This is a genomic window from Leucobacter exalbidus (assembly GCF_017834145.1).
Taxonomy (GTDB): domain Bacteria; phylum Actinomycetota; class Actinomycetes; order Actinomycetales; family Microbacteriaceae; genus Leucobacter; species Leucobacter exalbidus.
Map to the genome: position 1 here is coordinate 1,869,056 of NZ_JAFIDA010000001.1, position 11,586 is coordinate 1,880,641.

Genomic DNA, 11,586 nt, shown 5'->3' on the forward strand with positions numbered 1-11,586 from the left:
AGCGCCGTCACCCCTCAGTCTCGCGGGTGGTGGTGACGGTGTGCTGGTCGAGTTCGACGGTGACGTCTTGGAACGCGTGTTGCACGGCGCCGAGGGTGAGCGCTTCGTCGACCAGCCCGAAGGCTGCGGGGTGCCCGGGTTGGTGGGGCTCGTGCCCGCTCGACAGCAGCAGTGCGTGGGTGCACGCCTGCTGCGCGATTTCGAGGTCGTGGGTCGACACGATGAGGGTGCGGCCCTCGCTACTGAGCTCGCGCACGAGCTCAAGCAGGGTGTCGCGGTTCTCACGGTCGAGGCCGTTAAAGGGTTCGTCGAGCAGCAGCAGCTGGGGGTTGGCGACGAGCGCGCGAGCCAGAATGCCGCGCTGCTGTTGGCCGCCAGAGAGCTCACCAAACCGGCGGTTGGCGAAGGCCGCGAGTCCCACCCGTTCGAGGGTGTCGTTCACAGCGGCACGACCCGCTCGCCCGATGGGGCGCAGTGCCCCGCGGCTGCGGTAGAGCCCCATCGTGACGACCTGGCGCAGCGAGACCGGCAGGGTGGTGTCGCGGGTGTCGGCCTGGGGCAGGGTGCCCACCCGACTGCGTGCCCGCTCAGGGGTCTCCCCGAGCACGCGCACGCGGCCCGAGGTGTTCTCGGCCAGCCCCAGGATGCCGCGCAGCAGCGTTGATTTGCCTGAGCCGTTGGGCCCGATGAGGGCGACTGCAGCTCCGGTCGGAATGTCGAGGTTCAGCCGTTCGACCCGGGCGACGCCGTCGTAGCCGAAGGCGGCCTGTTCAAGCCGAATAGCGGGGTCACCAGAGACCGATGTGGTCTCCAGCACCCCGCTGACAGCGCAGTCTGTGCTGCGGGTCACCCAGTGACCTCGGCTGACTCGCTCAAGTCGGCGGCCTCGGGCGATCCGGAGCTTGCTGCGGCCGCAGGCAGCGGGTCGACCGTGAAGCCCCAGGCTTCGAGGATCACGCGGGCGTTGTGAGCTGTGGCGTCGATGTAGGTTTCGGCGCCCGAGTCGGCGGCACCCAGCGCATCGGCGTAGAGCGCGTCGGCGTCGACCACCGTTGTCCCCGATTCACGGGCGATGGTGCGCGCGAGCTTCGGGCTCATCGAGGACTCCACGAAGATGGCCTTCACGCCAAGGCTCTGCACCTCGGCGACGAGCGCATCGATGTCTTTCGCGCTGGGCTCGGCGTTGTCCTCGAAGCTCGGCAGAATCGCGCCGGCGAAGGTGATGTCGTAGTCGTGCAGGTAGTAGCTCAGGGAGTCGTGGCCGGTGACGAGCACCCGCTCCTTCGCGGGCACCTGCGCGAACTGCGCGGTCGTCCACTCATCGAGCGCGGCGAGGCGTTCGTTATAGGCGGTGGCGCGGGCTTCGTAGGCAGTTGCATGATCCGGATCGGCCTCAGCCAGCCCCCGGGCGACCTCATCGACCATGCTCTGCGCCTGGCGCGGGGAGGTCCAAATGTGCGGGTTGATCGCGCCGTGGTCGTGGCCCTCGTGCGACTCGGTCGCGGTGCCGGCCTCGGCCTCGTCGGTGTGCGCGGCGTGCTCTTCGGCAGTCTCGCCAGCGTGCTCGTCCTCAGCTTCAGCAGCATGCTCGGCGTGCTCTTCAGCAGTCTCGCCAGCGTGCTCGTCCTCAGCTTCAGCAGCGTGTTCGGCGTGCCCCTCAGCCGTCTCGCCCGCATGCTCTTCAGCCGTTTCGCCCGCATGCTCGCCTTCAGTTTCAGCCCCAGCTTCAGCTTCGCCGGAGTGCTCGGCATGCTCAGCTGCGCTTTCGGCGCCGCCCGCCATTTCGGCACTCACGGTTTCGGCCGCTTCGAGGTCGATCCCGTCGCTCGCCGTCACGATCTCGCCCTTGAACCCAGAGGATTCGATGGCGCTGTCGATGAAGGGCTCGAGCCCCAGGCCATTAACGACGAGTACATCAGCCTCGGCCAGCGCGAGCAGATCAGAGGGGCTCGGATCAAAGTGGTGGGCTGAGGCGCCGGGCTGCATCAGGCCATGCATCTCGATGTCATCGCCGCCCACCTCGCTCACGAAGTCTTCGAGCTGCGTGGTCGTGGTGACGACGCGCAGCTGATCTCCCGGTTGAGAGGCCGCTGCGCCGCTGCCGGGTGCCGCGCAGGCACTCAGCACCAGGAGGCCTGAAAGGCCTGCGACGAGCGCGAGCGAACGGGTGATTTTCGAACCGGTGGCCGAAGCATTATGAGTCATAACGAACTTTCTAAATGAGAATGAGTCTCAGTCTACCTGCTTGTGAGAACCATTCGCAACAACGTGTCGCATTGCCCCGACTCACACCGCAACATCAGCCGTAAACACGCCGCCAGCCACACCATCAGCCACGCCGCGACCCACCCCGTACCCCACGCCGCTGCACGACACTCGCCCACCCTCACGCAGGCGCAGCAGTAGGCTAGGGGTCATGAGTGAGACGCTGTCGCCACGAACTGCCAAGCAACTCCCCGAGTCTGCATATGTTCTGCGAGAAGCACTTCGCCACGGCGAGGTAACTTCGCGAGAGATTGTTGAGCGCTCCCTCGCTCGCATCGAGGCGTGGCCTGCGCTGGGCGCGTTCACCACGGTCACCGCCGAAAGCGCGCTCGCCGAGGCAGACGCCGCTGACCGCATACTTGCCGCCGACCGTATCGTGGCCGACCCGAGCAACCCGAACCCCGCCACGGGCACCCTCGAGTTCGCGCCCCTGCGCGGCCTCCCCCTCGCGTACAAGGATCTGCTCGACGTCGCCGGCACCCCCACCACCCGCGGATCAGCCGCCCTGCCCCACCCCATCGCGAAGCGTGACGATGCGGGCGTTGCCGTGCTGCGCACCGCGGGCGCCATCTCGCTCGGCAAGACGCAGGTGCCCGAGTTCGGCCTCAATTCGTACTCCGAGAACCTCATCGCGCCTCCGGCCCGCAACCCCCTCGATCCCTCCCGCACCCCGGGTGGATCATCGGGCGGCATCGCGGCCGCGGTGGCCGCGGGTCTCGTGCCGATGGCGCCGGGCACTGACGGGGGCGGGTCGATCCGGATCCCAGCCCTGGCCTGCGGGCTCGTCGGCCTGAAGCCCGGGCTCGGCTCGATTCCCAGCGATGTAATCGACGGGGTCACCGATGAATTTGGGGCACCGAAGCTCACCGTTTCAGGGCCGATCGCGCGCGACGCGCTCGATGCCGCGATGCTCTACGACGCGATGCGGGTGAAGCGTGCCGAGCCCTCGGTTGCCGCGGTGCGCGGTGCAGACGGACTGCTGGGGCTGCGCGTGGGTGTGAGCTTCGCGAGCCCGTTCGCAGCGGCCCACCCGACACCCATCTCGCCCGAGGAGCGCGCCGCGGTCGAAACCGCCGCGGCCATTCTTGAGGCCCGCGGGCACACCGTTGAGGATGCCGATCTGGCGTACGATCCGCGGTATCCCGAGGTGTTTGGGCGCGCCTGGACCGCGGGATTGTCGCTGCTGAAGCTGAACGCCGAAGCCGAATCGCGCCTCACCACGCTCACCCGCACCTTTCGCGACCGCGCGCTCGCACGCACGACGGCCGAGCATGAGGCGGCCGGGGCCGAGCTCTCTAAGATCGGGCGTGGCATGCGCGAGGCGTGGGGTGCGTACGACGTAATTCTCACCCCCGGGCTCGCGTTTGCGCCGCCCCGCATTGGCGATTTCATGGCCCTCGATGCCGATGGCGATTACCAGATGCAGTGCGAGTGGACGCCATTCACGTCGATGGTAAACGTGGCCGGGCTGCCTGCGATCGCGGTGCCCGTACAGACGCTGCCATCGGGGCTTTCGGTGGGCGTGCAACTGATTGGCGGGCCGGGTCGCGAACCTCGGCTGCTGCAGCTCGCCGCCCAGCTGATGGGCTAGGGCCGGCTACGCAGCCCAGCCAGCCGGGCGCCCGGGCCATCTAGCGCCCGGGCCGCAACCACCCCGCCCTACTCGTACGCGCCGGGAACGTTCTGATCCCAGTCGATGATCGAGCCCGTCACAACGCCGCTGCGTTCGCTGAGCAAGAAAACGATCGCATCGGCGATCTCTTCGGGCTGCCCAAGCTTGCCCATCGGCTGCGCGGCCGAGGCCTCGTCGAGCCAGTTTTCGGCCGCCCCGTGAAATGTGTGCTGTGTGACCGCTTCACCCGGAGTAGCCGTCCACCCAATGTTGAGCCCGTTGATGCGAATGCGGTCGAAACGGTGCGCGAAGGCGGCGTTCTTGGTGAGGCCCGCGAGCCCTGCCTTCGACGCCACGTAGGGTGCGAGGTAGGGCTGGCCGCCGTGCATTGACATCGTGATGACGTTGACGATGGTGCCGGGTGCGCCGCGCGACTGCATGTCGGCGACGGCTCCCTGCATCGTCATGAACGGCACGACGAGGTTCAGCGTGAGGTGATCGTTCAACAGCTCGCGAGAGGTGTCGAGCAGCGTGCCCCGGCTGGTGGCGCCCGCCGCGTTCACCAGCGAGTCGATGCGCCCAAAGTGTGCGATGGTCTCGGCGACCGCGCGCTCGGCTTCGCCCTCGACGCTCAGATCGGCGAGCACGGCGTGGGTGGCGACGCCCGATGCTGCGGCGCCGGTTCCTTCGGCGCCCGCTGCTTCGGCACCGTTACCCGCTGCACCGGATCCCGCGGCCGCAATCGCGGCCAGCGCGATCTCGGCCTTCGCTGCGCTGCGCCCCACGATGACAACGCCGGCCGCGCCCTCGCGCGCCGCTGCCTCGGCGACCGCAAGGCCAAGGCCTTGCGTGCCACCCGTGACCAATACAATTTTGCCCTGCATGAGTGCCTGCATGATCCATCCCACCTTTGGGTTTGTGTGAGTAAATAACCTTTTCGTACGGGCCAGTTAGTCGGTCAATCGGCCCGGGCGCACCGGCAGCCCTGCCGCGAGGTAGATGTCGTCGATGAGCGCCATAGTGGCGCGCGATCGAGCCAACCGTGCGGGGTCTTTGACGCCGCCGCGCAGCTCGGCGCGAATGCGCTCGAGCTGGAAGACGTAGGTAGCGGCAGTGCCCGCACGCTCCTCGCGGACCACTTCGCCCGCGTCGGTGACCGTGCGCACGATGATGCGGTCGTCGTCTTGCGGCTTCACGTAGCTCGGCGCGAAGACCGTGCCCGTCGTGCCGATGAGTTCGAGGCTGAAATCAACGGTGTCGTGCACCATGCTCGCGCGCAGGGTGACGGGTACGGTGCCGTTTTCAACACCGCCGTCCGCAGCACCAGCACCAGCACGCGTGAGCGTCAGTTGCGCGTCGACGAGCGAATCAACGAGGGGGTCGGCGGGCCAAAGTTCGGCGACGACCGAATCGACGGCGATGTTCGATCCGGTCGTTTCGGCCAGCAGCAACAGCGCGTGCACGGCGTAGCAACCCACGTCCATCATGGCGCCGCCGGCAAGCGCGAACTCCCACCGTGGGTCTGATGCGTCGGGCTCTTCCATGCGCATGCTCAGCTTGATCTCGCGAAGCTCGCCGATCTCGCCAGACGCGAGAATCTCGAGTACCCGTTGCATGAGCGGGTGGTCGTCGTAGTGGAAGGCTTCCCAGATCCATCCTTCACCCGCTTCGAGGCGCGCGGTCACCCGGTCGAACTCTGCGAGGTTGGCCGCGAACGGCTTCTCGACGAGCACCGAGCGCCCGGCCTCGAGGGCCTTTGCCGACCATTCGGCATGAAACCCGTTGGGCAGACCGATGTAGATCAGGTCGAGGGAGTCGTCTTCGACGAGCTCGGTGTAGCTGTCGCGAATACCGGCAAAACCGTGCTCGGCAGCATAGGCGCGCGCCCGCTTGGGGTCGCGCGCGGCGACGGCAGTGAGCTCGTCGCCCGTGTGCTGGCTCGCATCGATGACGGCCGACTGGGCAATGCGCGAGGCGCCCAGCAGCCCGAGGCGCATGGCCTCGAGCTGCTGGCTCCCAGCGCGCTGCGGCTCAGCCGACTGGGCCGCGGCCTGCAGGGCAGCTGCGTGCGCAGCATTGTGCGCCGGATCACTCGTCGACCGGGCGTCCACAACAGGCTGCTGATCTGGGGCTGGCATCGGCGTGCGATCCGGCGCGGCGGTCAACTTGCGACCGCCTGACGGATGAACTCGACGCTCAGGCGAGCGTTCTCGAGTGCGCGAGCGGCATCGGCTTCGTTCTCGACGACCGTGTCTTGCTCGAGCACGTACCACCCGTTGTAGCCGGCGGCGATGAGTGCCTCGACGATTTCACCGACGCGGGCGTCGCCCTTGCCGAGTGCCTGGTACATGCCTTGGCGTACGCCCTCGCGGTAGTCGATCTCACCGGCCTTCACGCGGTCGGACACCGCGACGCTGACGTCTTTGAGGTGTGCGTGCACGATGCGATCAGCGTGCTTGGTGACCAGGTCGATGGGGTCGCCGCCGCCAAGCGTGTAGTGACCCGTGTCGAGGCACAGGCCGATCGTGGAGCCGGCGACGACGCGTGCGACCGCGTCGGGGCTCTCAACGACGGTGCCGAGGTGGGGGTGCAGCGTGGCAACAACGCCCACTGCGGCGGCCGCGGCCTGGGCGCGGTCGAGGTTTGCGAACAGGGTCGCCCACTCGGCGTCGCTGAGCTCTGCGGCGCCGTCGTAGCCGGCCTCGCCGGTCACGGCCGAGAGCACGAGCGTGCTCGCGCCCGCAGCAACATACGCCTCGAGCTCGCGCTCGATCGCGGGGAGCGGATCTTGGTCGGCACGGTGCAGCACGGCGGGCACAAAGCCGCCGACGGCGCTCAGGCCGGCATCGGCGAGCACGCTGGCGCGATCGGCGGGAGCGTCGGGCAGAAAGCCCTCGGGGCCGAACTCGGTTGCGGTGATGCCGAGCGATACCATCTCTGACAGCACGCGGTCGCGGTCAAGCTGTACACCCCAGTCGGGTACCTCGATGACTCCCCAGCTGATGGGCGCCGATGCGATGCGTGCGTTCATTGATGAAACTCCTTTGTCATGACTTACGATATCGAGGTCTTACCGCGAACGGCAGTGCCAATTGTGCGAGCGGCGCTGTTGAGCGGGCCGCGCCGGGGCGATCGCCTGTGTGAGTCGATCGCCCCGGTAATGCGGTTTCGCGCGTAGTTACGCGATTGCGGCAGTGGTGCCCGCGACGGGTGCGCTCTGTGCCCAGCTGCGGTCTGCAGCCGAACGCTCAGCGGCCGAGCACACCTGAGCGGCCGACAGCGCATCCTGAATGTTCGAGTTGATGGCGGTGCGGCCAACAACGGCCTCGAGGAACTTCTTGGCCTCAATGACCTTGAGGTCGTCGTAGCCCATCGAGGTGCCTGCGCCAGGCTGGAAGCGGCTGAAGTCGCCCATCTCGGGGCCCGCCATGATGCGGGTGTAGCCCTGGCGATCGGCGCCCAGGCCGCTCGCGATGTGCAGCTCGTTCATGCGCTCGAAGTCCCAGTGAGCTGAGCCGTTCGTACCGTAGATCTCGATGCCGTAGCTGGCGCGGGGGCCCACGGCGACGCGCGATGCCTCGAGCGTGCCGACGGCACCAGCAGCCACTGCGTCACCCGAGAGGCGCACGAGCATGGCGGCGTAGTCTTCATTCTCAACGGGCTTCATGACGCCGTCTTCGATCACCGCGAAGTGCGTGCCGGTGCCCATGGGCAGCTCGGGGCGCTCGGTGTACACGGTAGAGGTGAGCGCGCTGACCTCGGCAATGGGGCCGAGCGAGTACTGCACGAGGTCGACGAGGTGACCCATCAGGTCACCGAGTACGCCCGAGCCCGCGAGGTTGCGCACGAAGCGCCACGACAGTGCACCCTTGGGGTCGGCCGAGTAGTCGGCGAACATGTGGCCGCGCACGTTGGTGATGCGCCCGAGCTCGCCGTCAGCGATGAGCTTCTTCAGGTGCTCGATCGCGGGGGCGTGACGGTAGTTAAAGCCGATGGTGCTGACGACGCCAGCCTCGGCTGCGGCCTCAGAGACGGCGAGCGTCTCTTCTTCGCCGCGGCCTACGGGCTTCTCAACCCAGAAGTGCTTGCCGGCTTTGGCCGCTGCGATCGCGATCTCGGCGTGCAAAAAGTTGGGGGCGCAGATCGATACGACGTCGACCTCGGGGTCGTTCAAGACCTCATGGTAATCGGCCGAGGCGCGCTCGTAGCCGAGCACTTCAACGGCTTCGGTGATGCGCGCGGGCGCCGTGTCTGCGGCGTGCACGAGGCGCGTGTGGATCCCCAGATCGGGGTACACGTAGCGCAGGTTTGAGTAAGCCCGGCTGTGCAGCTGGCCCATCCAGCCAACGCTAATCAGGCCAACGCCGATTGTGATGCTGCCGTCGTCATTCTTCTGCATGTTGGTTCTTTCTATCGAACTGGCTAGGAGCAGCGGCTGCACCGTTGCATGGCGTGATCCGGATCAATGGACCGGTCCAAATTGTAAGTACATACTACGCCAAGTGTCAAGCCAACACCTGGATTGTCGCCGCGCGCCGCCTCCTTGGCTAGCGTGCCGCCAGAACCAGAGATTCCACTTGACCCAGAGAGAATCTCGAAATTCGCTCTGCTCGAGCTGAAATCTCTGAGCGGAGCTAAATCAAGGCAAAGAGGGGCGCCCATTTGGGCACCCCTCTTCGCGATCCGGCATCGAACTACAGTTAGCGGCCGTCGTCCTCTTCCATCGGAATCACCTTGACGACTTCGGTGACGCTGATGCGACCCACGCCCGCAGCCCCGTCTTCCTCAATTTCGTCGCGAATGGTGCGCACGGTATCGGTGCTCGTACCCACCTGGCGCAACTCGTGCACGAGCTGTTCGAGCTCGGCACCGCCTGCCATCAGCCCCGTGAGCTCCTCGAGCGAGATATTCTCCTTCTCGTGGTAACCGATGCTCTGGCCGCGCTTCAGCAGCAAGAATCGGTCGCCCACCGGGTAGGCGTGGTGCGGGTTGTGCGTGATGAATACCACGCCCAGGCCACGGTCGCGGGCCTGGATGATGTAGCGCAGCACGACACCCGACTGCTTCACGCCGAGGGCGGCAGTGGGCTCGTCGAGGATGAGTACCTTTGCGCCAAAGTACACCGCGCGCGCAATCGCCACACACTGCCGCTCGCCACCCGAGAGGGTGCCGATTGGCTGGTCGACATCGCGCAAGTCGATGCCCATGTCGAGCAGCTCACGCTTGGCGGTCGCACGCATGAACTCGACGTCGAGGCGCTTGAACGGCCCCTTGCCCTTGGACTTTTCAGAGCCGAGGAAGAAGTTGCGCCACACCGGCATCAGCGGGGCCACCGCGAGATCCTGGTACACCGTTGCGATACCGCGGTTGAGCGCCTCACGGGGTGACCCCAGCTTGACGGCTTCGCCCTCGATCAAGAATTCGCCGCCGGTGTGCTGGTGCAGACCTGCAATGATCTTGATGAGCGTGGATTTGCCCGCGCCGTTGTCGCCCAGCACGCACATCACCTCGCCTGCGCTCACCTTCAGGCTGACATCGCGCAGGGCGATGATGTTGCCGTAGCGCTTCTCGGCCTCGCGTAGCTCTACGAGCGGTGCGTTGGCAGTAATTGTAGCGTTCACTTTTTACCTCCCCGGGCTGCGCGTCGCTGCAGCGTGAAGTTGAGCACGGTCGCTCCCAGAAGCATGGCGCCCAAGAAGAACTTGAGCCAGTCAGGGTTCCACTCTGCGTACACGACACCCTTGAGGGCCATGCCGTAGATCAGGGCGCCGATGGCGCCGCCGATGGCCGAACCGTAACCGCCGGTCATGAGGCAACCACCGACCACCGCGGCGATGATGTAGAGGAACTCGTTACCAATGCCCTCACCCGACTGCACCGTCTTGAATGCGAACAGCTGGTGCATGCCGAGCAGCCAGGCGCAGAAACCCACGCCCATGTACAGCAGAATCTTGGTGCGCACCACGGGCACGCCCACGGCGCGAGCCGCATCGGGAGCGCCGCCCGAGGCGAAGATCCAGTTACCGGCGCGGGTGCGCTTCAGGATCCAGGTAGCGATGATCACGAGCAGGATCCAGTAGAAGACCGTGATCTTCACCTTGACCCCGAATACCGGAATATCCGACGCAAACACTGCGGCTGCCGACTCGAAGCCGGGCCAGTTTGCGATCGAAGGGGCCGCAACCCCGCCCGTGATCAGACGCGTGACACCCAGGTTCAAGCCCGTCAACATGAAGAACGTGGCCAGGGTGATGATGAAACTCGAGAGCTTCGTCTTGGTCAACAGCCAACCGTTAATCAACCCCACCAGCAGCGAGAAGACGAGACCGATGATCGCGCCGACCCACACGTTGCCGCCGAACCAGTACATGAATAGCGAGGCAGACAGGGCAGATGAGATGACGCCGACGCCGGCCGACAGATCGACCTCGCCGCCAATCATCAGCAGCGAGACACCCACGGCCATGATGCCCACGGTAGAGGCACCGTAGAGGATCGTGGCAATGGATTCAGGCTGGGTGAACTGCGGTGACACCACCGCAAACATGATCGCCAAGACGATGGCGGCGGTCGCAGCACCCGATTCAGGCTTCGTAAAGAAGCGCGTGAACAGGTTGCCCGAGGCCACTCGTTCGTCAAACTTTGGCGCAGTAGCTGTAGACATAGAATTCAACTCTCTCGCGGCATTACTTGAACTGCGCGGCAACGCTCTCGGCGTTGTCTGCGTTCACGACTGCGGGACCGGTGAGCACGGCCTGGCCACCACCGAGGACGTAACCGCCATCGGTGAACAGGCGCACAGCCTCAACTGACTCGTAGCCCTGCATGAACGGCTGCTGGTCGATACCGAAGAGCATCGTGCCATCCTTAATGGCTGCGTAAACGTCGGGGTTCAGGTCGGTGGTGGCTAGTTTTGCCGAGCTCCCCGCATCTGAGATCGCGTCAACCGCTGTCATGGCGAACGGAGCGCCGAGCGTCAGCACGGCGTCGATGTCCTTGTTGGTCTGCAGTTTCGAGGTGATCGTCGAGGAGACGTTCGTCATATCAGTGCCCTGTACGTACAGGACCTCAGAGGTGCCCTCGAACTTATCGGCAAGACCCTCGCAACGCGCCTCAAGGCCGACGTGGCCCTGCTCCTGGATCACGCAGATGGCCTTCTTCAGACCCGCATCGTTGAGCTGTTCAGCTGCAGCCTGGCCAGCGATGAACTCGTTCTGGCCGAAGTGCGCCAGAATGCCCAGATCCTTATATTCCTCTTCGCCCGCATTGATGCTGAAGACGGGGATGCCAGCGGCGATCGCCTTCTCGACCTCGCCCGACATGGCGTCGGCCTTGGCGAGGGTGACGACGATGCCGTCGACGTCCTGGTCGACAGCCTGCTGCACGAGCTGTGCCTGGCGGGCACCATCGGGGTCAGAGGTGTAGAGCAGGTTGATGTTGTTGAGATCCGCTGCGTTCTCGGCGCCCGCGCGAATGGTGTCCCAGAAGGTGTCTCCGGGGGCTGCGTGCGTGATCAGCGCAACCTTCAGCTCTTCCGTCTTGGGTGCTGCGTCGTCACCACCAGCGGCTCCTCCGCCCGCACCAGCGGGGCTTCCACAGGCGGCAAGGAGCAGGGCTCCGGTTGCTGCGACGCCGGCAAAACCGGCACGGCTCCAACGCTTCATATTTGACTTCATTGTCTTCACTCCATCGTGTTGATTGAACTAATG

The 11,586-nt window shown here is 65.7% G+C and carries 11 protein-coding genes; 1 reads left to right on the forward strand and 10 read right to left on the reverse strand.

Features of this window, described 5'->3' with window-relative positions; genetic code table 11:
* Window positions 1–7: 7 nt before the first annotated feature.
* The 3 genes from JOF28_RS08430 to JOF28_RS14700 form a co-directional block, all read right to left on the reverse strand.
* Window positions 8–850: a metal ABC transporter ATP-binding protein gene (locus tag JOF28_RS08430; RefSeq protein ID WP_342452130.1), complete on the reverse strand. Its 843-nt coding sequence runs from the start codon at window positions 848–850 to the stop codon at window positions 8–10.
* A complete protein-coding gene (locus tag JOF28_RS08435; RefSeq protein WP_209705353.1) occupies window positions 847–2,205 on the reverse strand; it encodes a metal ABC transporter substrate-binding protein in 1,359 nt (452 codons plus the stop codon). The genes JOF28_RS08430 and JOF28_RS08435 overlap by 4 nt, the downstream gene beginning before the upstream one ends.
* Window positions 2,206–2,286: 81 nt before the next feature.
* Complete coding sequence (locus tag JOF28_RS14700) at window positions 2,287–2,418, reverse strand: hypothetical protein (protein WP_280909317.1); 132 nt, start codon at window positions 2,416–2,418, stop codon at window positions 2,287–2,289.
* Here JOF28_RS14700 and JOF28_RS08440 point away from each other — a divergent pair.
* Entirely contained in the window at window positions 2,417–3,856 is a 1,440-nt protein-coding gene (locus JOF28_RS08440) for an amidase (protein WP_209705354.1), read from the forward strand. The genes JOF28_RS14700 and JOF28_RS08440 overlap by 2 nt on opposite strands.
* 68 nt (window positions 3,857–3,924) lie before the next feature.
* Here the strand turns inward: JOF28_RS08440 and JOF28_RS08445 are convergent, their stop codons facing one another.
* From JOF28_RS08445 to JOF28_RS08475, 7 genes are all read right to left on the reverse strand, one after another.
* Window positions 3,925–4,773: an SDR family oxidoreductase gene (locus JOF28_RS08445; protein ID WP_209705355.1), complete on the reverse strand. Its 849-nt coding sequence runs from the start codon at window positions 4,771–4,773 to the stop codon at window positions 3,925–3,927.
* A 54-nt stretch (window positions 4,774–4,827) separates the two neighbouring features.
* Window positions 4,828–6,015 (reverse strand): Gfo/Idh/MocA family protein, encoded by a 1,188-nt coding sequence (locus tag JOF28_RS08450; RefSeq protein WP_245189909.1) that lies wholly within the window; start codon window positions 6,013–6,015, stop codon window positions 4,828–4,830.
* Window positions 6,016–6,038: 23 nt separating this feature from the next.
* Window positions 6,039–6,908: a sugar phosphate isomerase/epimerase family protein gene (locus JOF28_RS08455; protein ID WP_209705356.1), complete on the reverse strand. Its 870-nt coding sequence runs from the start codon at window positions 6,906–6,908 to the stop codon at window positions 6,039–6,041.
* Window positions 6,909–7,055: 147 nt separating this feature from the next.
* A complete protein-coding gene (locus tag JOF28_RS08460; RefSeq protein WP_209705357.1) occupies window positions 7,056–8,276 on the reverse strand; it encodes a Gfo/Idh/MocA family protein in 1,221 nt (406 codons plus the stop codon).
* A gap of 301 nt (window positions 8,277–8,577) precedes the next feature.
* Window positions 8,578–9,498 (reverse strand): ATP-binding cassette domain-containing protein, encoded by a 921-nt coding sequence (locus JOF28_RS08465; protein ID WP_209705358.1) that lies wholly within the window; start codon window positions 9,496–9,498, stop codon window positions 8,578–8,580.
* Entirely contained in the window at window positions 9,495–10,541 is a 1,047-nt protein-coding gene (locus JOF28_RS08470; RefSeq protein ID WP_209705359.1) for an ABC transporter permease, read from the reverse strand. Before JOF28_RS08470 ends, JOF28_RS08465 begins: the two co-directional genes overlap by 4 nt.
* A gap of 22 nt (window positions 10,542–10,563) precedes the next feature.
* Entirely contained in the window at window positions 10,564–11,541 is a 978-nt protein-coding gene (locus JOF28_RS08475) for a substrate-binding domain-containing protein (RefSeq protein ID WP_209706930.1), read from the reverse strand.
* Window positions 11,542–11,586: the final 45 nt, after the last annotated feature.

Excerpts from the sequence above, each read along its gene's own strand:
- JOF28_RS08435 (WP_209705353.1), bottom strand. The coding sequence starts at position 2,205 with ATGACTCATAATGCTTCGGCCACCGGTTCGAAAATCACCCGTTCGCTC.
- JOF28_RS08455 (WP_209705356.1), bottom strand. The coding sequence starts at position 6,908 with ATGAACGCACGCATCGCATCGGCGCCCATCAGCTGGGGAGTCATCGAG.
- JOF28_RS08450 (WP_245189909.1), bottom strand. The coding sequence starts at position 6,015 with ATGCCAGCCCCAGATCAGCAGCCTGTTGTGGACGCCCGGTCGACGAGT.
- JOF28_RS14700 (WP_280909317.1), bottom strand. The coding sequence starts at position 2,418 with ATGACCCCTAGCCTACTGCTGCGCCTGCGTGAGGGTGGGCGAGTGTCG.
- JOF28_RS08475 (WP_209706930.1), bottom strand. The coding sequence starts at position 11,541 with ATGAAGCGTTGGAGCCGTGCCGGTTTTGCCGGCGTCGCAGCAACCGGA.
- JOF28_RS08460 (WP_209705357.1), bottom strand. The coding sequence starts at position 8,276 with ATGCAGAAGAATGACGACGGCAGCATCACAATCGGCGTTGGCCTGATT.
- JOF28_RS08445 (WP_209705355.1), bottom strand. The coding sequence starts at position 4,773 with ATGCAGGCACTCATGCAGGGCAAAATTGTATTGGTCACGGGTGGCACG.
- JOF28_RS08470 (WP_209705359.1), bottom strand. The coding sequence starts at position 10,541 with ATGTCTACAGCTACTGCGCCAAAGTTTGACGAACGAGTGGCCTCGGGC.
- JOF28_RS08440 (WP_209705354.1), top strand. The coding sequence starts at position 2,417 with ATGAGTGAGACGCTGTCGCCACGAACTGCCAAGCAACTCCCCGAGTCT.